Annotated in this window: 22 protein-coding genes; 21 read left to right on the forward strand and 1 reads right to left on the reverse strand. The window is 45.7% G+C overall.

The window, feature by feature from the left end; genetic code table 11:
* Positions 1 to 51: 51 nt before the first annotated feature.
* The 21 genes from LCM20_RS07840 (at position 52) to LCM20_RS07940 (ending at position 22,039) form a co-directional block, all read left to right on the forward strand.
* Positions 52 to 1,071 carry a LacI family DNA-binding transcriptional regulator gene (locus LCM20_RS07840; protein WP_225194883.1) on the forward strand — a complete coding sequence of 340 codons (1,020 nt, stop codon included), beginning with the start codon at positions 52 to 54 and terminating at the stop codon, positions 1,069 to 1,071.
* 123 nt (positions 1,072 to 1,194) lie between these two features.
* Entirely contained in the window at positions 1,195 to 1,959 is a 765-nt protein-coding gene (locus LCM20_RS07845) for a sugar phosphate isomerase/epimerase family protein (RefSeq protein ID WP_225194884.1), read from the forward strand.
* Between the two features lie 21 nt (positions 1,960 to 1,980).
* Positions 1,981 to 3,243 (forward strand): ABC transporter substrate-binding protein, encoded by a 1,263-nt coding sequence (locus tag LCM20_RS07850; protein WP_225194885.1) that lies wholly within the window; start codon positions 1,981 to 1,983, stop codon positions 3,241 to 3,243.
* Positions 3,244 to 3,294: 51 nt separating this feature from the next.
* A complete protein-coding gene (locus tag LCM20_RS07855; RefSeq protein WP_412097989.1) occupies positions 3,295 to 4,236 on the forward strand; it encodes a carbohydrate ABC transporter permease in 942 nt (313 codons plus the stop codon).
* Positions 4,233 to 5,054, forward strand: coding sequence for a carbohydrate ABC transporter permease (locus LCM20_RS07860; RefSeq protein ID WP_225194887.1), 822 nt, complete (start codon positions 4,233 to 4,235; stop codon positions 5,052 to 5,054). The genes LCM20_RS07855 and LCM20_RS07860 overlap by 4 nt, the downstream gene beginning before the upstream one ends.
* Before the next feature lie 33 nt (positions 5,055 to 5,087).
* Complete coding sequence (locus tag LCM20_RS07865; protein ID WP_225194888.1) at positions 5,088 to 6,185, forward strand: Gfo/Idh/MocA family protein; 1,098 nt, start codon at positions 5,088 to 5,090, stop codon at positions 6,183 to 6,185.
* Between the two features lie 7 nt (positions 6,186 to 6,192).
* On the forward strand, positions 6,193 to 7,233 hold the full coding sequence (locus tag LCM20_RS07870) for a Gfo/Idh/MocA family protein (protein WP_225194889.1): 1,041 nt from the start codon (positions 6,193 to 6,195) through the stop codon (positions 7,231 to 7,233).
* Positions 7,234 to 7,382: 149 nt separating this feature from the next.
* Positions 7,383 to 8,108, forward strand: a complete 726-nt coding sequence (locus LCM20_RS07875) for a phosphatase PAP2 family protein (protein ID WP_225194890.1) — start codon at positions 7,383 to 7,385, stop codon at positions 8,106 to 8,108.
* Positions 8,109 to 8,172: 64 nt separating this feature from the next.
* A complete protein-coding gene (locus LCM20_RS07880; RefSeq protein ID WP_225194891.1) occupies positions 8,173 to 8,901 on the forward strand; it encodes a phosphatase PAP2 family protein in 729 nt (242 codons plus the stop codon).
* Between the two features lie 100 nt (positions 8,902 to 9,001).
* On the forward strand, positions 9,002 to 10,438 hold the full coding sequence (rlmD, locus tag LCM20_RS07885; RefSeq protein WP_225194892.1) for a 23S rRNA (uracil(1939)-C(5))-methyltransferase RlmD: 1,437 nt from the start codon (positions 9,002 to 9,004) through the stop codon (positions 10,436 to 10,438).
* 122 nt (positions 10,439 to 10,560) lie between these two features.
* Positions 10,561 to 11,016 (forward strand): PH domain-containing protein, encoded by a 456-nt coding sequence (locus LCM20_RS07890; protein WP_225194893.1) that lies wholly within the window; start codon positions 10,561 to 10,563, stop codon positions 11,014 to 11,016.
* 539 nt (positions 11,017 to 11,555) lie between these two features.
* Positions 11,556 to 12,245: a 2OG-Fe(II) oxygenase gene (locus tag LCM20_RS07895; protein ID WP_225194894.1), complete on the forward strand. Its 690-nt coding sequence runs from the start codon at positions 11,556 to 11,558 to the stop codon at positions 12,243 to 12,245.
* A gap of 175 nt (positions 12,246 to 12,420) precedes the next feature.
* Entirely contained in the window at positions 12,421 to 13,143 is a 723-nt protein-coding gene (locus tag LCM20_RS07900) for an ABC transporter ATP-binding protein (RefSeq protein ID WP_225194895.1), read from the forward strand.
* Positions 13,140 to 14,153, forward strand: a complete 1,014-nt coding sequence (locus LCM20_RS07905; RefSeq protein ID WP_225194896.1) for an ABC transporter permease — start codon at positions 13,140 to 13,142, stop codon at positions 14,151 to 14,153. Before LCM20_RS07900 ends, LCM20_RS07905 begins: the two co-directional genes overlap by 4 nt.
* 33 nt (positions 14,154 to 14,186) lie before the next feature.
* Entirely contained in the window at positions 14,187 to 14,843 is a 657-nt protein-coding gene (locus tag LCM20_RS07910; RefSeq protein WP_225194897.1) for a TetR/AcrR family transcriptional regulator, read from the forward strand.
* Between the two features lie 264 nt (positions 14,844 to 15,107).
* Positions 15,108 to 15,506 carry a nucleotidyltransferase substrate binding protein gene (locus LCM20_RS07915; RefSeq protein ID WP_225194898.1) on the forward strand — a complete coding sequence of 133 codons (399 nt, stop codon included), beginning with the start codon at positions 15,108 to 15,110 and terminating at the stop codon, positions 15,504 to 15,506.
* Positions 15,507 to 15,670: 164 nt separating this feature from the next.
* Complete coding sequence (locus LCM20_RS07920; protein ID WP_225194899.1) at positions 15,671 to 17,803, forward strand: type IA DNA topoisomerase; 2,133 nt, start codon at positions 15,671 to 15,673, stop codon at positions 17,801 to 17,803.
* Between the two features lie 18 nt (positions 17,804 to 17,821).
* A complete protein-coding gene (locus LCM20_RS07925; RefSeq protein WP_225194900.1) occupies positions 17,822 to 18,304 on the forward strand; it encodes a hypothetical protein in 483 nt (160 codons plus the stop codon).
* Positions 18,305 to 18,443: 139 nt separating this feature from the next.
* Entirely contained in the window at positions 18,444 to 20,033 is a 1,590-nt protein-coding gene (locus LCM20_RS07930; RefSeq protein ID WP_225194901.1) for a metal ABC transporter solute-binding protein, Zn/Mn family, read from the forward strand.
* Positions 20,034 to 20,159: 126 nt separating this feature from the next.
* Positions 20,160 to 21,530, forward strand: a complete 1,371-nt coding sequence (locus LCM20_RS07935; protein ID WP_225194902.1) for a S41 family peptidase — start codon at positions 20,160 to 20,162, stop codon at positions 21,528 to 21,530.
* A 14-nt stretch (positions 21,531 to 21,544) separates the two neighbouring features.
* Positions 21,545 to 22,039, forward strand: a complete 495-nt coding sequence (locus LCM20_RS07940) for a DUF1456 family protein (RefSeq protein WP_225194903.1) — start codon at positions 21,545 to 21,547, stop codon at positions 22,037 to 22,039.
* Positions 22,040 to 22,189: 150 nt separating this feature from the next.
* Here the strand turns inward: LCM20_RS07940 and LCM20_RS07945 are convergent, their stop codons facing one another.
* Positions 22,190 to 22,570 (reverse strand): DUF4870 domain-containing protein, encoded by a 381-nt coding sequence (locus LCM20_RS07945; RefSeq protein ID WP_225194904.1) that lies wholly within the window; start codon positions 22,568 to 22,570, stop codon positions 22,190 to 22,192.
* Positions 22,571 to 22,645 lie beyond the last annotated feature (75 nt).

A 22,645-nucleotide genomic window follows, 5' to 3' on the forward strand; every position in this document is an offset into this window, starting at 1 on the left:
ACTGTTTGTAATCGATTACATTGAAATGCAGAGAACAGGATGAGATGAATTATGACAAAAATGAGCGACGTTGCAGCACTTGCGGGAGTATCAACAGCTACCGTCTCCAGAGTGCTGAGAAATCCAGAAACCGTCACAGAGACTACAAAGCAAAAGGTACTTGAAGCGATTGAGGAGTTGAATTATCAACCCAACATGCTTGCAAGACATTTCAGGCGTAGTCAAACCAACACCATTCTAGTAGTCGTACCGAACATCATCAATACAGTGTTTGCTGAGATTGTTGGAGGTATAGAAGAGGAAGCTTCCAAGAATGGCTATAGAGTCTTACTACGTAATTCAAACAATCAAATCGACCGAGAATATGGCTCCATAGAGCACATGAAGCAGAGACAGGTGGATGGCATGATTATGTTGTCGCCTCGGCTTGATGAAGAGATCCTGCAGGATATTAGTGAAAAGTATCCGATTGTGCTTGCTACAGCCCATCTCGATGAAACGAAAATACCTGTTGTATCCATAGATAATGTGAGCAGTAGTAAGAAGGCTACTGAACACCTTATTCGATTAGGGCATAGAAGAATTGCTCATATAACTGGTCAGCTTGACTCAATGATTTCCAGGTACAGGTTTAAGGGGTACAGGGAAGCGATGAAAGAGAACGGTATCGACTATGATACCCAACTCATTCGCGAAGGAGAGTTCACATTTGAATCCGGATATGAGCAGATGATGAACCTTCTGGATCAGAAATTCCCCCCAACGGCGCTCTTTGCAGCAAGTGATGAGATGGCCATGGGAGCCATTAATGCTGCTAAAAGCAGAGGTGTGAATGTACCAGAAGATTTAGCTGTTGTTGGGTTTGATAACATCAGGTTTTCATCTGTTTTTGATCCTCCACTTACAACAATCGCTCAGCCGAAATTTGGAATGGGTGAGAAAGCTATGGAATTGCTGATGAAGAAATTTAATGGAGAACCTGTTGAACAGACAGAACATATTTTGCCGGATGAACTGATCATTCGCGATTCATGTGGTGCGAGGTTGAAAGAGAAGTTAATCCGCACTTAATCGTATTTTGTGTAAAAATGTAATCGATTACAAAGTCATTGAGGAGGTGAGTTTTAACGTAGGAATTATTTTTTTATGAATATTTGTAATCGATTACATTTCAATTTTGAAAGGAGACCATATATGTTTAAAGCACCAGTTGCCGTTCAAATGTTCACATTAAGAAATGAGAGTAAGGAAGATTTTAAAGGCACGTTACAAAGAGTTTCAGAGATAGGATTTGAGGGTGTTGAATTCGCTGGTTATGGCGGGATGGACGCTCAACAATTAAGAGAAACAATTGACTCCTTGGGATTAAAAGCTGCTTCCAGCCACATTCCTCTCGACTCTATTGAAAATGAGCTTGATCAAGTGATTCATGATCAACAGATTTTAGGGAGCAAGCACATCGTATGCCCGTTCTTACCTGTCGAAAGAAGGTCAAAGGAAGAGTACTATAAACTCGTTGACGTCTTGAATCATGCGGGACGCAAGTGTCAGGAAGAGGGGATTTCATTATCTTACCATAACCACGACTTTGAGCTGACTGATCTTATAGATGGCAGAAAGCCTCTTGAGATCCTCCTGCAGGAAACCAATCCAGATTGGGTAAAAGCAGAGTTCGACATCTACTGGCTGACGAAAGCGGGTGAAAGTCCTGAAGAGTGGTTGAATCAATATCGTGGTCGTACGCCTCTAGTCCACTTGAAAGACATGACGACGGATGAAGAGAAATTCTTTGCTGAGTTAGGAACTGGCGGTGTTCAACTGGATCAAGTCTTGTCCCTTGGTGAACAGAATGCGGTGGAGTGGTGGATTGTAGAGCAGGATCAATCGAGGAAAACACCTTTTGAAAGCATTCAACAGAGCTTTGAGTATTTGAAAAGAAAAGATACAGTAGCTACCTAAATACGAGAGGAGAAAGTGAATATGAAAAAGCTTATTAGTTTTATTCTGTTCAGTTCTATACTATTTTTGGCGGCTTGTGGGGGGACATCTGTGAGTTCAGGTGAGGACCAGAAGGAAATTGAATTCTGGCATATTGACCCCGGTGAAAAAGAGGCTGTATATGAAGACGCTGTGGCAAGATTTGAAGAAAAACACCCCGATGTCAATGTGAAAATGCTCCGTATTCCAAATGACTCCTATAAACAAAAATTATCAGTCGCAATGTCCGGGGGAAACCCGCCCGATGTGTTTCATAGTTGGGGAGGCGGATGGCTGAAGCAATTCGTCGACCAAGATAAGGTTCTGGACATCACGGATGATATAGATCCATCCCACTTTAATGAATTGGCTTTAGACAATGGTACGTTTGATGAAAAGGTTTATGGCTTACCTCTTGGTCTTTCTATCGATGTCGTTTTTTATAATAAGGAAATCTTTGAGCAATATGATCTCGAAGAACCGCAAACTTATGAAGAGTGGCTGACGATCATCGACACCCTTAACGAGAATGACGTAACCCCGATTGCCCTTGCGAACAAAACGAAATGGCCAGGTGCGTATTACTTAATGAATTTCACAAGTCGTTTAGCAGGTCCATCCCTTTTTGACAGCGCTTTCAACAGAGAGGGCAAAGGTTTTGACGATGAAGCGTATGTACAGGCAGGAGAGTACATACAGGAAATGGTGAAAAAAGATGCCTTTAACGAGGGCTTCAATGGCATTCCATATGACGAAGGAAGAGGGCGTCAACTCCTTTATTCCGGGCAGGCAGCCATGATGGATATGACAATCTCGTTTCTGAATAATGTTCGGTCTGAAGCTCCCGAATTCGAAGAGAAATTAGATTTCTTCTTATTCCCGACTATCGAAGGTGGCGAGGGAGAGCAGACAGAGGTTGGAGCAGCAACTGGTCCGGTTTGGTCCGTTTCTAAAGATACCGAACACCCAGAGTTAGCGGCAGAGCTTCTAAAAGAATTGACAAGTGAAGAGACAGCGAAAGATTATTCTGATCGAACAGGATCTCTGAACGGTATCAAAGGTGTTGAGCCATCTGATGAATTTACAAAACGCTTCTATGAAATTACCGAGAACGCTACACATATGCAGATGCCTTACGATCAGACCCTTCCACCAGAGCTTGCTGAACTTCACAAAGACACGACACAAGCGATCTTCAGTTTAGAAATGACACCTGAAGAAGCGGCCGAGAAGATGGAAGCAAAAGCTCAGGAACTATTGGAATAACAGTAAGAAGAGAGGGTCTCCCTCTCTTCTGAATCACTAAGGAGGATGCATGTGGAGACTCATATAAAAGTTGCTCGTTCCCGCAGTCAGTCCCGGTCGGTTTCAAAGAGTCATAATAATTGGAAGAAGAATCTCACCATACTTGCTTTCATTGCTCCTGCATTCATCGTTTATGCGGTGTATGTCTTGTACCCGATTTATTCCACATTCAATTACAGCCTGTATGAATGGGACGGAATGAGTGAAATGACGTTCGTGGGGTTGCAGAATTATGTTCAGTTATTTAATGATGCGGTATTTTGGACAGCGTTAACCAATAATACGTGGGTAGTGCTGACCTCTGTATTTGTACAAATTCCACTCGGACTTATTATGGCACTCATGCTGTTCGCTCCAATCAGAGGAATTAGACTTATGAACAGCGTCTACTTCTTCCCGTTCCTGATGTCGACTGTAGCGATCGGTCTGTTGTGGGTGCTGATGTATGACCCGATCAATGGAGTTGTGAACCAGTTTATCAATGTCTTTGGATTTGAAAATGTAGCATGGTTAAGTGAAGGAAACACAGCGATCTTTGCTGTTTTATTAGTCATCGTATGGCAGTTCGCTCCTTTTTATATGATTCTATTTAAAGCCGCTATCGTCGGGGTTCCAGAAGAATTATATGAAGCAGCAGAAATTGATGGTGCCAACACCATTACGAAGTTTGTTCACATCACACTCCCTATGCTGATGCCGACAATCGTAAGCTCATCAATCTTAGCCATCGTTGGTTCATTAAAAGCATTTGATATTTTCTACATCATGACGGGTGGCGGCCCGAACCATAACACGGAGATTATGGGAACCTACATGTTCAAGCAGGCATTTGTCAACTTCAACATGGGGTATGCGAGTGCCATCGCTTTCCTGATGTTCTTTATCGCATTGATTGTCACTATTATTATCCAGACGATGGATTATTACCGTAAAAAGAAAGGAGCCTTATCATGAACAATCTGATTAAAAAGACCTTCTTATATGTGGTTGCTATTTTACTGCTGATCTTTACGGGCTATCCTTTTCTTTATATGGTGTCGACTGCTTTGAAGAGTCAAAGTGACTTCTTCGAAAAACCTTTTGCCTTGTTTTCATCCTTCAATTTGGAAAACTTCTTCTCGGTTTTTGAGATGGGGCTTACCCGCTACTTCTTCAACAGTATCTTAGTGACAGTTCTTGCTGTATTCATCGTCATGTTCGTCGGGGCTCTAGCGAGTTATCCACTGAGTCGAATGAATTTCAAGTTGAACAGGGTGGTATTTCTACTATTCATTTCAGGAATGATGCTGCCTATTCACGCTACTTTAATTCCAATTTTCAAACTGACAGAGAATATCGGTCTCTATGATACGCTAATCGCTTTACTGGGACCATATATTGCGTTCAGTCTTCCGATTTCAATCTTCATCCTTACTCAATTCATGAAAGACATCCCCAAGGCTTTGGAGGAGGCAGCAAAAATGGATGGCTGCACACACTTTGGGATCTTCTGGAGAGTGATTCTTCCTATGCTGACTCCAGCACTCATGACCGTTTTGATTTATAACTTTATCCATTTGTTCAACGAATTCATCTTTGCTCTCGTACTTATTTCAAGTCCAACGAATATGACACTCCCGCTTGGACTGCAGGACTTCAAAGGTGAGTTTTCAGTAAACGTACCTGGTTTAATGGCCGCGCTTACGCTTGCAAGTCTGCCGATTCTTGTCGTCTATTTGTTCTCACAAGAAAAAGTGGTCAAAGGACTAGGTGGCGGTGCGGTAAAAGAATAAACGCGAACGATGAAATAGAGAGGGGGAGTAATGATGGAAACGATAAAAGTGGGAGTAGTGGGCTGCGGGAATATCAGCGATATCTATTTCCAGAACTTAAGTGAATTTGATAAAGTAGATGTTTTTGCCTGCGCCGATTTAAAAGAAGAGCTGGCTTTAGAAAAAGCAGAGAGGTATCAGATTCCAAATGCATTATCTGTTCCTGAATTGTTGGAACATCCCGAGATCGAGCTTGTCATCAATCTGACTCCACCGAAGGTTCATGCTGATCTTTCCATAAGAGCATTGGAAAACGACAAGCATGTTTATAGTGAAAAGCCTTTAGCGGTGACTAAGGAAGACGGGCTCCGCATCTTAGAAAAAGCTAATGAAAAAGGGAGAATGGCTGGATCAGCTCCTGATACGTTCTTGGGCGGAGGGCTTCAAACATGCCAAGACCTTGTTCAAAGTGGTGCGATTGGAGACCCCGTAGCTGCGACAGCATTCATGATGAGTTCAGGTCCAGAACAATGGCACCCTAACCCGGACTTTTTTTATCAGGAAGGTGCGGGACCACTGATGGATATGGGCCCATACTATCTGACAGCGCTTATTCAAATGCTTGGACCGATTGAAGCGATCTCTGCCTCAGCTTCAACACATTATCCAGAACGGGTCATTCAATCAGGTGAAAGAAAAGGTGAGGTCATAAAAGTGGAGACCCCCACTCATTTTTCGGGGAACTTGACGTTCAAGAGTGGTGTGGAGGGAGTTATGATGATGAGCTTTGATATTGCGGCTCCTCACCCACCATCAATCGTGATTTATGGAACGGAAGGGACGTTGCGTGTTCCTGATCCCAATCACTTCGGTGGTCCGATCTTTTTACAGAGAAAAGGGGAAGTGGACTGGACCGAAGTGGATATCCGGTATTCGTATGTGGAGAACAGCCGGGGCATAGGAGTTCTCGATATGGTTACCTCCATTCAGGAAGGTACTCCTTTTAGAGCGAACGGGCAACTTGCCTTTCATGTGCTCGATGCTATGAAAGCCTTCTATGAATCATCTGACCAGGGTGAGAGAGTTCGTTTAGGCAGCACTTGCGCGCCATCACCATTGCTTGAAGAATCTTTACAAAAAACGAGAGGATGAATGATTGATGAAAAAACTAAACGTAGCCGTTATTGGGTGTGGAAGCATTGCCAGAAAGAGACACCTTCCAGAATACCACTCCAATAGTCAGGTGAATATAGTAGCAGTTTGTGATGTTGTAGAGGAACGAGCGAAAGAGATGGCTGAAGTATATGGGGCTCTGCCTTTTACAAATTACATGGATGCGATTAACTTAGCTGAGGTTGATGCTGTCAGTGTGTGTTTACCGAACTACCTTCACGCTTCTGTAACCATCGAGTCACTCGATGCCAAGAAGCACGTTCTTTGTGAAAAGCCGATGGCAATCTCGATTGAAGAGGCTGAAGCGATGAATCAAGCGGCCGAAAGAAACGAGAAGAAATTAATGATTGCCCACAACCAGCGATTCGTATCTTCTCATCAGAAAGCGAAACAGCTCCTCGACTCAGGCGAACTTGGTAAAGTGTACAGCTTCCGAACGACTTTTGGTCATGGCGGTCCTGAGAACTGGAGTATAGATGGAAGTAGTAGTTGGTTCTTCAATAAAGAAGCAGCCTTTGTAGGAGCGATGGGAGATCTGGGTGTACATAAAGCCGATCTAATCAGGTATTTGATAGGTGAGGTATCAGAAGTGGGCGCCTTTGTCGAAACGGCAGCGAAATCGAATACAACGGTTGATGATAACGCTGTATGCATACTTAAGATGGATTCAGGGGTCGTTGGAACATTGACTGCCAGTTGGTCTTACAGCACAAATGACAATTCTACGGTAATCTATTGTGAAAAAGGAACGCTGCAATTGGAAAATGACCCCGATTATTCTTTAAAGGTAGAGTATCGGAATGGTGATCGTGTCCATCATAAGTTGGATAAAATCCAAACGAATGATGACAAGGCGCCAGTGACCACTCATACAATTGATCATTTTGTGGAGTCCGTTCTGAATGATCAAACGCCATTGATTTCAGGCGAGGAAGGATTGAAATCTCTGCAGGTTATTCTATCTGCTTTGGAGGCAAATGAGACCAAACAGATTGTTGAACTTAGAAAAACAACAGAGGTATATTGATTTGATCAAGAGCAGCTCCCGTTTTCAATTCGGTGCTGCTCTTTATTTTTTGCATGAGTGTTATGTGAGCAGGAGGCTCATCATGTTTCAGCCACAGAATCGGAGGGGATATTGTTACATAATACAAAAGTTTACAAGGAGGTATCTGGATGCTTTTTCAAGGCACCCATATTAAGAATCCCTCAAAAATGTCCATTGCCCTCATCTTGAGTGGCTTTGCTACTGTTTTTGTGGCCTTTTATCTATTCCTATCCTTGGCAGAAGAGGTTTGGGAAAACGAGAAGTTCCAAATCGATGAAACCGTCAATCAATTCATCGCTTCCTTCAACACGCCCGGACTCACGAATACGATGGGATATATAACCGAAACAGGGTCCGTCATGTGGCTGACGATTGCTACGGTATTAGTTGCGGCATACTTGTTCTTCCTTTCCGATAAGAGCAATTGGGTGGTGTTGTTTTTAGCCATCAATATGCTTGGAATCAGTGGGCTGACAAAGGGATTGAAGCTTCTTTTCGAAAGGCAGCGTCCTTCTGTTATCGAAGAATTCGACGGAACAGGATACAGCTTTCCGAGTGGTCATTCAACGGGAGCTGTGACGTTCTATGGATTTATGATTTATTTGGTCGTGGTCAGTCGACTGAGCAAAGGGTGGAAGTGGGCTATTAATTCATTCCTTGCAGTGTGGGCGTTACTGGTTGCGTTGAGCCGAGTATTCATCGGGGTTCACTTCATTACGGACATTATGGCTGGGATTGCCATCGGTCTGTCTTGGCTGCTTGTTTGTATTGCAGCGCTTGAAGTGATGCTTTGGAGAAAGAGACGATTCAAGAACAAACAAGATCAGTTGAAGATGACCTCCTCGTCCAACTAGGGCGAGGTCGTTTGGTCTGCTTGTAAGCAGCATTTCATAGAGATTGTGGGAAAGGAGAAGCGGTATGTATTTTTCTGAAAAACGGTTTTCCGATTTGGGTACGGGGACAAAGGCCTTGCTTTTGTTCATGTTTTTCCTCGTCGCGGCTGGTACGATCTACTCCATTCAATTAACGTGGCGTATCCTGTCTCAAGAAAAGCTGATGATGGATCAGCGGGTATTTGATTTCGTCCGTGCTACATCCGGGGAAGGACAGGAATGGTTTTTTCAATCGATCAGTAAACTCGGCTCTGTAGTGGTATTGGCTACGGCATCTGTTCTCATCCTCCTCTATTTCCTGTTCTTATCTTCTCATAGCAAGTGGCTGGGGCTGTATTTTGCCTTAGGTATGGCAGGGGTCAGCCTGATCACGAAACTAGCAAAAATGTCGACTTCAAGAGACCGTCCAGAGTTTATGGGGGACTATCATGGCAGTACGTCGAGCTTCCCCAGTGGGCATACATCGGGCGCAGTCGTTTTCTATGGGTTCATGATGTATGTAATAGGAGCATCAAAGCTCGGGCGCAAATGGAAAGCGGCCATTCATCTTCTATTGACTTTTATCATCGTTGGGATCAGTATGAGCCGTGTTTACTTAGGTGTGCATTACTTCTCGGACCTTGTCACCGGTTTCTTTCTAGGCTGTGTTTGGTTAGCCCTCTGTATCACAGGCTTTGAAATGACGATGAGGTATCGGGTGAAAAGGAAACGTGCGGAGGAAGATGAGGAGTCACAGGCGCTCGGAAATTTGTAGCCTTATTGTTATGCCAATATTCAGGCTTTACGCACTCATTTTACCCTTGCCCCCGGGTGGTTTATAATGAGGGCAAATCAGAAAAGACGGGGAAGTGCCTATGAGTAAACGTAAGACGAAACGAAACCATTCTAAACCACACAGCAAACCGCCGAAAGGAGCACCTAAAGGAAAAAAGGGTGGTCCTCCAAGACGTCAACCGAAAGCGATGACTGCTGAAGTGACGTGCTCCGCTCTGACGCCAGAAGGGAAGGGTGTTGCGAAATGGAAAGGGCAGGACATTGAAGTTCCTCACCTTTTACCAGGAGAAAAAGCGGAAGTGCTTGTCTCTCAGAAAGGGAAGTTCGTGCAAGCTGAATTAAAGCGCGTAATTGAGGCTTCAGAAGACCGCGTCGAAGCACCGTGTCCTTACTATTACGAGTGCGGCGGCTGTCAATTGCAGCATATGAGCAATCCCGCTCAGTCCACCTTTAAACAAGATGCAATGGTGCAGTTGATGAAGCCATTCGGAATACCGGATCCTATTTTAACGATGGATCATCCTTATGATTACCGGAATAAGAGCCACACGACGTTCGGTCTCAATCACAAGCGTCAAGTGGTTGGAGGACTGTATGAGCAGAATACGCATGACATCATCGACATGGATCAGTGCCTGATTCACGACCCGAAAGCCGATGACATTGCGAATTCCATTAAAGAATACATGAGAAAGTCGAAAATGCAGCCTTATAACGAAGACACAGGACATGGCTTCCTGAGACACGTCTTGATCAAGGTTGGCAAGTTAAGCGGTGAAATCATGGTCGTGCTTGTCGCAGCTTCTTCGGAATTCAAAGGCAAGAACAATTTTGTCAAAGCGATGAGAAAAGCCCATCCTGAGATTACAACGATGCTTCTTAACGTGAACAAGCGCGATACAAGCGTTGTTCTCGGGAATCAGGAAAAAGTCTTGTTCGGAAAAGGGACGATTACCGACACGCTGTGCGGACTCGAGTTCGAAATCTCGGCCAAGTCGTTCTATCAAATCAACCCGGTCCAGACCGAGAAGCTTTATGGCAAAGCAATCGAAATGGCCGAGCTTACAGGAAAAGAAACCGTCATCGATGCCTACTGCGGCATTGGTACCATCGGGCTCGTCGCAAGTAAGAAGGCTGGTAAAGTGATCGGCGTCGAGGTCAACAAAGATGCAGTGAAAGACGCGATCCGAAACGCCAAGCGCAACGGCGTGAACAACGCTCGCTTCTACCAAGGAGATGCGGGGGAGTTCATGGTCGATATGGCCGCACGCGGTGAAAAGGCGGATGTGGTCATCATGGATCCACCGAGAAGCGGCAGTGACGAAGCGTTTCTATCGAGCGTCGTGAAGCTGAAGCCTGAGAAAGTCGTCTACGTATCCTGTAACCCTGAAACGCAGGCGCGGGATATGGCGTACCTGACGAAGAATGGGTATGAAGTAGAAGGCATTCAGCCGGTGGATATGTTTCCACAGACGTATCACGTCGAGTCGGTCGCGAAGCTGGTGCGTAAAGGGTAACGATCATAAGTGGGGGTTAGCGTTTCATTCAACCTTTTGTAAGTATGAGAAAAGAGGTAGGGTTCTGACAACCCTACCTCTTTTTATGTTAAAATAAGGTAAATGGCGAAGGTGGAGAGGCTATGAAAGAAGAGAAGGATTCCGTGTATTTTCCATCCGAAAAAGGGATTCCGATGGCCGTGCTTTTTGGAGGATTCATTTTGTTTATCGTCTTGGTGTACATCTTCGGGGGCGAGCCCTTTGGCTATCAGATCATTACATACAACAGCCTGTTCGGGTATATCATTTCAGCTTTGATGGTGGCGCTGCTGCTTTGGATCTGGTTCGGGACAGGATACTATGTTCACGAAAAGCAATTGAAGATTACATTCGGTCCTTTCAAATGGTCGATCGATCCGAAGCAGATTAAGAAAATCAGCAAAGAAAAAAGCCCCGTGACAGCCCCAGCCTTATCGAACAATCGTCTAGCCATTTACTACAAAACGTATAAGGTGATCAGTGTTTCACCGAAAAATAGAGAAGCGTTTATTCAGCGATTGAAGGATACGAACGCCAATATTGTAGTGGAAGATATATAACCGATGAACAGGTTCCTTGTGGGAGCCTGTTTTTTTATTGGTTTTCTGAAGGCTTTGGATTAGGACTAGCATGGGAGGATTGTGAGGGTCATAGTCTTATAATCCTTTTAATCGGACAGGCATCACACTGGTCTAGAGGCTCATAGTCCCATAATTCTATTAATCGGACAGGCGCTGCACTAATCGAGAGGCTCATAGTCCCATAAATGCTTTAATGGGACAGGCACAGCAACAATTGAGCGGATCACAGTCCCATAAATGCTTTAATGGGACAGGCACAACACCAATTGAGCGGATCACAGTCCCATAAATGCTTTAATGGGACAAGCACCACATCAATCGAGAGGCTCGTAGTCCCATTTCTCTTTAAATGGAACAGGTCGATCTGCGGAACAGCATTCCTCTGTCCCAATAAGCCGATCCCAAAATCTCATTGCTTTTAAAACCGATTTAGCAAGCTTTTTTTCATAAGCATTTTTCATTTGTGAACATTACATGTAATTTTTATGAAAAATAAAACATAAATAGGTAAAGGTGCTATGATATTTTTTGTATACAGGTTTTATCAAAAAGTAGAGGAAGATGAACAGTTGAATACGCAGGTGAAAGAAGCTTCAATCTTTGATTACACTGGAAATAAGATTGTGACAGAGGACCGCGAGATCTCGATTATTGCGCGTATGGAGGACCCGGTGATTGCCCTTCTCGGCAATGTCGTGAGTGATGAGGAATGTGAGGAGCTGATCCGCATTTCCCAAGATAAAATCAATCGGTCGAAAATCGGCTCCAGAAAAGATGTAAGCGACATCCGTACGAGCAGCGGGGCTTTTCTTGATGGAGACGATGTGACGGCGAAGATTGAAAAACGCATTGCTCAGATTATGAATGTGCCGGTTGAAAATGGAGAAGGCCTTCATATTTTGAATTATAAGGTCGGGCAGGAATATAAGGCCCACTATGATTTCTTCAAACCAAAGAACAATGGCACGACACCCAATCCGAGAATCAGTACGCTCGTTGTCTATTTGAATGACGTCGAAGAGGGCGGCCAGACGTATTTCCCTCATATGAATCTATCCATCACGCCTCAAAAGGGGATGGCGGTTTACTTTGAATACTTCTATTCTGATTCTGCGATCAATGAGCGTACGCTTCATGGTGGTTCGCCGGTAACAGAGGGCGAAAAATGGGCAGCTACGATGTGGGTGCGCCGAAAACAATATCGATAAATGAGACAAAGGCGGGCTGCGGCTCGTCTTTTTTTTTTGTTGGTTAAAGAGGCGGGTTATAGCTTTTGTGTCAATTGCTCAGAACAATAAGAGTGATTACTCACTTTACTTTCCCTTCAATCCGAGTATAATAAAAAGTGAGTAATCACTCACATAAAAAGGAAGAGGGATGAAAATGGATGCGATTTTGCAATTAAAAGACATTTCTCAGCAGTTTAACCAGCGGAACATTCTCAATAACATTGAGTTCGATATTCAAAAAGGGGAGATCTTTGGTTTGCTAGGGCCTTCTGGTGCCGGCAAAACGACGCTCGTCAAGATGATGACGGGGACGCTCGTACCGACGGAGGGTCAAGTGTTTATGAACGGGGAGCAGATTCCGTCTTTGGAGCAGATGAAGAAGTACGGATTTATGGCTCAATCGGATGCACTTTATCAAGAATTGACGGCCTATGAAAATCTCGACTTTTTCGGGTCGCTGTACAAAATGTCTAAGACGTATCGAAAAAAGAGAATTTCAGAAGTGATGGAGATGGTGGATCTTTCTGGGCATCTGCATCAGCCGGTTGAGACGTTCTCGGGTGGGATGAAGAGGCGGTTGTCGCTTGCGGCAGCGTTGATGCATGAACCTGAACTGATTATTTTGGATGAGCCGACGGTCGGAATTGACCCGGTGCTCAGGCAGTCCATCTGGAATGAACTTCAGCGTTTGAAGGAAAAGGGGATTACGATTGTTGTGACGACGCACGTCATGGATGAAGCGGAAAAATGCGATCGTCTTGCGCTGCTTCGGGAAGGCGAAGTCATTGCCTTGAACACCCCGTCGCAGTTGAAGGAGACGATTGGTGTAGCAAGCATTGAAGAGGTCTTTTTACATTATGGAGGTGGCAATCAATGAATACATGGGCCGTCATGAAGAGGATTCTGAAACAGTTCAAACGGGATAAAAGAAGTGTGGCGCTGATGATTGTGGCTCCGATGCTTGTGCTGACTCTAATGTGGCTTGTGCTGGATGCAGACGACCAAACGCTTGAGGTTGCCTTGGTTGATGTCCCGGATCAAGTAGAACAACAGCTAGACGATGACTCAGCTGAGTGGTTGGATCTTTCGCTCTCGGAAGCAGAAAAGTCACTGGAGGAAGGGAATATTGACGCCATGCTTCAGTGGGAGGAGGGCGCGCCTCTTCTAACTGTAGAAGGCAGCAGTCCAACAACTGGTGGTGAGGTTCAAAAGGTGCTCAGCAGCGCGTTTTCTTCAGGGGCTCAACCTGAGATGCAGGTGGAGTTCTGGCATGGCACGGATTCGCATGGGTTATTCGATTACGTTGGTCCCGTGTTGATTGGATTCTTCGTCTTCTTCTTCGTTTTCATCGTTGGAGGGGTTTCCTTCCTGAGGGAGCGAACGCAAGGGACATTGGAGCGACTCCTCGCAACGCCGATCCAGCGCAGGGAGCTTGTATTCGGCTACCTTGGCGGCTTTGGGATATTCACCATTATCCAGTCGATCATTATTGCGGCCTTCTCCATTTATATTTTGCAGGTTTATATGACGGGGAACTTCTTCTATGTCATCGTCGTGACGTTCCTGCTGGCTTTGACGGCTTTGAGTCTCGGGACGCTTCTATCAGCGTTTGCCAAAAATGAATTTCAGTTGATCCAATTCATTCCGCTTGTCATCATTCCACAGGTTTTCTTCTCGGGGTTGTTTCCGACAGAAGGAATGGCATCGTGGCTTCAGGCAATCGGGAAGATCATGCCGCTTACCTACGGGGCAGAGGCGCTTAGAGGCATCATGCTTCGAGGGGAAGGGCTTGCCGGGATTCAGTTTGACATCTATATCTTAATCGGATTCTCGATTCTTTTCACGACGTTAAATATATTCGCATTGAAGCGTCATCGCAGTCTATAATAGAGGGAGATATCCTGCCTAGGAGGCTGTTTTATGAAAGAGTTTGAAGAAATGATGAACACCCTGCACCCGCCATCAGAAGAGAAGAAGCTGACGCCCAAACAGGAGCAGATCCTGAAGGCGGCGGTGGAGGTGTTCGCTGAGAAAGGATACGCATCGTCTTCTACAAGTGAAATCGCCTCAAGAGCGAATGTTGCGGAAGGCACCATCTTCCGTCACTATAAAACGAAAAAAGAGCTTCTGATCGCGATCGTAAAGCCCTTCATGAGAGGGTTTGCCGTCCCGTTCTTTGCGGCACGTTTCGTAAATGAAGTATTCGATGTGCCCCCTGAGAAGCTCGAAGATTTACTCAAGACACTCATCAAAAACCGTTTCGAATTCGTGAAGGAAAACGCGCCGTTATTGAAGATCGTCCTTCAGGAACTCGCTTTTCACCCCGAGCTGAAGGAGCAGTTCCAGGCCGTTTTCTACGATGAGATCTTTCCGAAATTCGAGGCGGCGATTGATCAACTGAAGGAAAAAGGAGCGGTCGTCGAATTTTCGAATGCGACGATCATCCGGATGATCATGTCCCCGATTATCGGTTTTCTTGTTACACGATTCTTGATTGCGCCGGATCTTCCTTGGGATGATGACAAAGAGCTCGATCAGACGGTTCACTTTATTATGCATGGGTTATCCAACTCATAAGACAAGTACTCTCGCAGTACTTGTTTTTTTATGGCTGTTTAAATGGTTGAGAGAAAGGTAGTCACGACCATTTTGGTGCATGATAAGACGTGAAACAGTCTAGATTCTTCTTCTCATCAACCGTTTCCGAGGCGTTCAGAGATTGAAAAGGTTGTGAGAGCGGGTGTCTCGTCGGTTTCTGCACTTATACCATGAGAGATATAATGTCTGCCCTTAATATGGTAAAATATAAGAAAAGCCAGCCTTCATAATAGGGGGAGACAGATGGATAACCTGAAAGATACAAGATGGAAACAACGGTTTGAAAACTTTGAAAAAGCATTCCTTATTTTAAAGAAATATTCATTTCAAGAGCAGAAGTCAGAGATAGAGGAAGCGGGTATTATCCATTTTTTTGAAATTACTTTTGAACTCTCCCTTAATGTCATCAAGGACTATCTGGAAGGTGAAGGCTATCAGGTTATAAGTCCTAGAGAAACCATTAAACAAGCCTACCAAACTGAATTGATCTCAGATGGACATATCTGGATGGAAGGGTTGTCGAAGCGGACCCTTACAACTCATACGTATGATGAAGCTTTTGCGGAGAAGTTTGTTGAAGAGGTTAAAAAGGTCTATGTTCCAGCCTTTGACGAACTTTATCAAACGCTAAAAAAAGAATAGTAATCCCATACGGGTTGAAAAGAACAATTTATCATCAGAGCCTCAGGGAGCATATCGAACGTGAAGGCAAGGTCATCTATAAGAAACAGGAAACGAACAAAAGCGCTGGCCAGAGCCTCTAGGCTTCCGGCGCTTTCTGTGTGAAGAGAAGGGAGTGGGCGGCCATGACACGAGTGGTCATCTTAGCCGAGAAGCCCTCGCAGGCGAAAGCCTATGCTGAGGCTTTTACCGTACAACAAAAGACAAAGACATACATACAACTGAAGCCGGACGCCACGTTCCCAAGCGGGGCGACGATTACGTGGGGTGTCGGTCACCTTGTGGAATTAAAAGAACCGCATGACTATAAACCGGAGTGGAAGCGCTGGAAGCTTGAGCAGCTGCCGATCGTACCGGATCGTTTTCTCGAAAAGGTGTCCAAGGGAAAGTGGGATCAGTTCAAGGAAGTGAAGCGCTTGTTCCAGCAGGCGGATGTCATTGTGAACGGAGCCGATGTCGACCGTGAAGGCTCGAATATTTTCTACAGCATTCTCCGCTTAACGGGAGTGAAAGGGAAGCCGATCAAGCGGTTGTGGATCAATTCACTTGAGAAGGATGAAGTGAAGAAAGGGTTCCAGAATCTTCGTGATAACGATCAGGACTTAAGGATGTTCGATGAAGCGAAGGCGCGTCAGATTAGTGACTGGATGGTCGGGATTAATGCGAGCCGCCTGTTTACGCTGCATTTGCAGAAGAAAGGGTTCGGAAGCTACTTGTCGATCGGACGTGTGCAGTCGCCGACGGTGTACCTGATTTATCAGCGACATAAGGAAATCGAGAACTTTAAGCCGGAACCTTTTTACCAAATTGAAGGGCAGTTCAAGGCAGAGGAAGGCTTGTACAAGGGACTGGCTGAGATTAAGGAAAAGGACAAGGCGAAGGTGCAGGCGTTGATGGACAAGCACGGGCTGAAGGAAAAAGAGAGGCATTCCGGAGTTGTCCATAAAGTCGATAAGAAGACGAAGCATCAGAAATCGCCGAAGCTTCATTCGCTGTCTACGCTGCAGAGTGTCGCGAACAGGCGCTGGAAGTACACGCCGTCCCATACGCTGAAGACGATGCAGAAGCTTTATGAGAAGCGGCTTGTTTCTTATCCGCGTACGGACTGTAACTTTATCACCAACAGCGAATTCAATTACCTTGTCAAAAATCTGGACGGGTATCAAAAGGCGATGAATGTTTCGTTCACGCCGGCATCGACACGCCCGAATGGACGCTACGTGAACAGCAGCAAAGTCCAGGAGCACTATGCGATCATTCCGACGAAGACGGTTCCGACCGAGAAAAAGCTCAACAGCCTGAGCCGTGATGAGCGCAACATCTATAACGAAGTGATGGCGACGACGCTTGCGATGTTCCACGGCGACTACGTCTATGAAGAAACGACGATTTGGACGCACGTGAATGAGCTTCCGTTCAAGACGACTGGACGTCGCGACGTCAAGCAAGGGTGGAAGGAGCTTTTTCCAAAGCCGAAAAAGGAAACGGACCCGAAACTTCCGAACGTGCAGAACGGCGAACAGGTCGCGGCGAACGTGGAGATCAAAGAAAGCATGACGAAACCGCCTAAGCCTTATACGGAAGGTCAGCTGATCAACATGATGAAGACGTGCGGAAGGCTGATGGACGATGAGGAAGACGTGGAAATTCTGAAGGAAGTGGAAGGTCTCGGCACCGAGGCTACCCGATCGAGCATCATCGAGACGATCAAGGCACAGAAATATATATCCGTTCGAAAAAACAACGTCTATGTCACCAATAAAGGTATCATGCTGTGTGAAGCGATTGAAGGAACATTGTTATCGAGCCCGTCGATGACCGCGAAATGGGAATCGTATTTGAAAAAGATCGGAAGCGGCGAAGGCTCGAAACAGATGTTCATCAAGCAGACGAGTCAGTTCATCGAGAAGCTGATCCAGGAAACGCCTGATGCGATTCAGAACGTGAACATCCGCGATACGGGTGAGGAGAAAAAGGACTGGAAAGAACCGATTGCCAAATGTCCTGCCTGTCAGACGGGTCAGATTATGGACCGCTATAAATTCTATGCGTGCTCCAATTACAAGAAAGAGTGCACCGTCGCCTTTCCGAAGAGGCTTGCTGGGAAGTCGCTGACGCGCAATATGATCAAGACGTTATGTGAGAAGAAGAAGACGAGGGTGCTGAAAGGCTTCAAAGGGAAGAAAAAGTTCAGTACCGCCCTTGCGCTGGACGAAGAATATAAGATCAAGTTTGATTTCGGGAAACAGAAAGCGTAACGAAAGGGATTTTGTTTTATGAGTAAGTGGAGTTTGTATCAAGTGCTCGGAATCATCCTGCTTGTTGCTGCGTTTATCCTGTTTGATTGGATGGCAGGCGACTTTATCAATGTGCTGGCGTCCATGGAGTCCGAAATCGGCATGCAGCTCTTTGTCGGCTCTGTCATCTACCTGCTCGTGAGTTTCAATTATTTGATGCTCTATTGGCAGATGCAGAAGAAGGACTCAGCCTTCTTCGACCGCCCTGTGTGGGAAAAAGGGCCGCTCGTTTTCGGAGTCATGGAAGGGCTTCTCATTGTACTCTTCCTATGGTTTGGACTTGCGGGGGACCCTGTCAGTCAACAATGGTTGGTCCACGCATTCCTCGTCCTGTTCATTTCGGTTACTTATCTATTGATTGTATCGATTGTGTCCAAGTATGTAGATAAAGATGAATCGGTGATCAAGTCGAGTTATGCCGGCACGGTCGTTTTCCTGATTGTCGCAATCTTGCTCGTTTAACTCGTTGAAAAAAACATTAGTAGTCTGTCCAAAATGGGGCAGGCTCTTTTTTTATTTCTCATAAAAAGTAATGATTACTATTTACAAAGTGTAATCATTACGATAATATATGTTGTGACATAGAAGGAGGAATAACAAAATGAAGAAATGGATGTTTCTATTATCTATACTTACCCTTCTCGTCCTTGCAGCTTGCGGGGGAGAAGAAGCGACTAGTGGAAATGGCGAGGAAGAGGAGAGTGAACCTTCCGCTGAACCGTTAAAACTGTTCACGACCGTTTATCCACTTCAGTTTTTTGCACAGGAAGTAGCGGGTGAGGAGGCGGACGTTGAATCGATTCTGCCACCTGGATCGGACCCTCATACGTATGAGCCGACATCGAAGGAAATGATCGAGATCGCGGACGCGGATGCCTTTATTTATAATGGAGCGGGACTTGAGGCATACGCAGAGAAAATTGCAAGTTCCGTTGGATCGGAATCTGTACAAGTGGTTGAAGCCTCTAAAGGGATGGACCTGGCAGAACACGCCCACAATCACGACCACGGACACGATCATGGGGACCAGGACCCTCACGTGTGGCTTGACCCGATGCGTTCCGTTCAATTAGCAGAAAAAGTGAAAGATACGCTGGTAGAATTGAGACCGGAGAAAGAAGCGGTTTTCACGGAAAACTTTGAAACTTTGAAAGCAGAGCTTGAAGAGCTGGACCAACAGTTCTCATCACAGCTTGAATCTTTACCAGGCAGCTACATCATCGTTTCCCATGCAGCTTACGGCTACTGGGAAGAGGCTTATGGGATTAAGCAAATCGCCGTTTCCGGCCTAAGCCCGACGAACGAACCTTCTCAGAAGGATTTGGAAAATATCGTTGAGAAGGCCAATCAATATGGATTGAACTACGTCTTCTTTGAACAAAATGTTACACCGAAAATCGCAGACGTCGTGCGTAAGGAGATCGGAGCAGAAGCATTGAGACTCCATAACGTCTCCGTGCTGACAGAAGAGGATATCCAGAATGAAGAAACGTACTTTACGTTGATGGAACACAACCTGGAACAGCTGACCACTGCACTTTCCGAAGCGCAATCTGTACCAGAAGAAGATCATGGCCACGACCACGGAGACGAGCATGACCATGAGCATGGAGAGGAACACAGCCATAACCACGGACATGCATCAGGTGAAGAAGCCCAGAAAATCTACGACGGCTACTTTGAGGACGAGCAGATCAAAGACCGTACGCTCGCGGACTGGGAAGGCGACTGGCAGTCTGTCTATCCTTACCTGAAGGACGGAACGCTTGATGAAGTGTTTGCCCACAAAGCAGAAGAAGGCGACAAGACAGCCGAGGAGTATAAAGCGTACTATACGAAGGGATATCAAACCGATGTAGATCGCATCGTCATCGACGGAGACACCTTCACTTTTTACCAGAATGGAGAGGAGATGTCCGGGAGCTACACGTACGATGGATATGAAGTGTTAACCTATGAAGCCGGTAACCGTGGTGTTCGTTATGTATTCAAGCTCACCGATGAACAGGGCGATATGCCGCAATACATCCAGTTCAGCGACCACAGCATCTACCCGACAGACGCGCATCACTACCACTTATACTGGGGCGATGATCGCGCAGCGCTTCTGGAAGAAGTCGAGCACTGGCCGACGTATTATCCGTCTGATTTGAGCGGTGAGGAAATTGCGCATGAGATGATGGCGCATTAATAGAGGGAGCGATCACTATTGTGGTCGCTCTTTTATACTTTCATTCCATTATTCGCCTCTTTCCATTCCAAAAGGTCTATAGGATACTAAGGATAGAATACATAGAAAAGGAATGATTTTTTGTCTTTGAAAAGTAAAACAGCCAGTCTGTGCGCCGCTTTCCTGCTTGGATCCACGGCGACGGTTGCAGCTGATCCACTGACGCCTGTCGAAGATTTGAGGGACCTTGTCGAGGAGAAGTACTATCAACCAGTGGAAGAGGACGTGTTGAGTCAAACAACGATTGAAGGGATTCTCGGTGATCTGGACCCTTACTCTGTCTATTACACAGAAGAAGGCTACCAGCAGTACATCGATTTTATTCAGAATAAAACGATCAGCATTGGGGTCAAACTGATGGTAAGCGAAAGAGGGCTTGAGGTGACCGACGTGCTGGAAGGAACGACTGCAACGGAAGAAGGGGTTATGGTCGGAGATCTTGTTCATTCCATCGACGGGGAAACCGTATATGGACGTGCTCTAAGCGATGTGAATGCTGACATCTACGGGCCTGATGGAACGAGTGTGGACGTGACGTTTTATCGTGTGTCGACCGATTCCTTGGTACCGACATCGTTAACACGTACGATCGAGAAGACGCCGGTTGTTGAAGCGTCAAAACTAGCTGGAAACGTCGGTTATATGAAGGTATCGATTTTCAATCATGATACAGTGCCGCGTATGCAGGAGGAATTAAGGGAATACGAAGACGTAGAGCACTGGATTCTTGATGTTCAGAACAACCCCGGTGGTTACGTGACGGCGACGCAGAAGTTTGTCGGTATGTTCGAAGGTGTCGATGTAACGATGAAAATTCATAGCAAGAGCGGAAGCGAGGTACTTCCGTCAGACCCACAGCCTAAGCAATTTGAAGATGAAGTCGATCTTTTAATCAATGAAAGAAGTGCCAGTGCTTCGGAAGTCGTGGCAGGAGCGTTGCAGGATAGTGGAAGTGCGACATTATATGGCACAAACACGTTTGGAAAAGGGTTGATGCAGAATACCTTCACCCTTGATCACGGAGGATATGTCGTCCTTACGACTGCAAGCTTCCGAACGCCTGACGGAAATGCGATCCAAGGAGTCGGCATCTCACCTGATGTAAAAACGACAACGCCGCTGGAAGACGCTCACGAGGATTGGTTCGTCGACCACCACGAAGCTTACGAGCGCTTGGCCGGTTTGAAAAAAGTGCCGACAGATAAAGTGTTTCATGTTAAGCTGTCTACAGCCGCAGACGTTCATTCTTTTGTCGAAAACGTACAACTCGTTCACTTAGGTGGAGGAGAGGTGCCGGTTACAATTAACCAGAGCGAAGAGAATGCGGTGGACGTGACGCCGCAGCAACCATTGGTAGAAGGGGAGGAATATCTGCTCCTTGTCCACCCGGGATGGGAAAGTGAGAAGGGTGTCCCAAGCGAAAAAGGCGTCATGACAGAGGTCTTAGTTCGACCATAAGAGGAGGCTTATAAATGGATAACAATGATATATTAATTCGATTACGCTATGCGCTCGACCTGAAGGATATCGAGATGGTGGAAATCTTTGAGCTTGGTGGCGAAGATTTCACGAAAGAAGAAGTGAAGAAGATTTTGACGAGAACCGATGATGATCTCGATGAAGACGAGCACATCCGTTGCACGAACAGCATGCTCGAATCCTTCCTGAACGGGTTCATCACATTCAAGCGCGGTCCACAGAAGACGAAGGACGGCCAGCCGGTGAAGCCGGACCGCTCAATCAAGAACTATTCGAGCGTGAATAATGTCATGTTGAAAAAAGTGAAGATCGCCTTGAAGCTGACGAACGAAGATGTGATCGACATCCTCGATGAAGCCGGCGTGACGATGACCAAAGGCGAGTTGGGCTCGTTCCTACGCAAGGAAGGTCACAAAAACTATAAAGTCTGCATGGACAAATATGCCCGGAACTTCCTGAAAGGTCTTGCGATCAGGTATAGAGGCTGAAAGTAGTTGAGAGCGGTGTGCTCTCAACTTTTTTATAGTGTAAAAGGGAATGAAAGGGACGAGAAGGGAAGTCTCACGACGCTTTGGTAGAGTCCATTTCTCGACAAAAAAGAAGCTTGTCATGAAAGGGATCATGGCAAGCTTCTTTCGTTATTTCGAAAACTTCTTCAACTGCTCCTCAGCGAATGATCCAGCCATCGGAAGGTGATATCGTTCACCTGAATAGCCTTTGATCATCAAGTAGATCCAGAGAATGACGGTGACCGGTGCTAGAAAAATACTGACGATTAAACCAATGATCGGAATGAAGTTCAACACGATTCCTACTAAAAAAAGCCCGCCGAAAACGATTGTGGACTGCATGGCATGGAAACGGATGGTCTCGTTTTCTTTTTCTACAAGCAATAGGACAATGCCGCTGACAAACCCCAACAAATACGCCAGTAAACCACCTGCATTTTCCTGCAAACCAGTGGATGACTTCTTCGCTCCTGTGCCACCAGGTACGGGAGGGTTTGGTCCTTGTGTCACGTCGTCTCCTCCTTATAACTATCAGATTATTCTGTTAAATTAATTATATAATATTGTCGGATGAATGCAATCTAT

Origin of the sequence: Halobacillus litoralis (assembly GCF_020171725.1) — a bacterium.
Taxonomy (GTDB): domain Bacteria; phylum Bacillota; class Bacilli; order Bacillales; family Halobacillaceae; genus Halobacillus; species Halobacillus litoralis_F.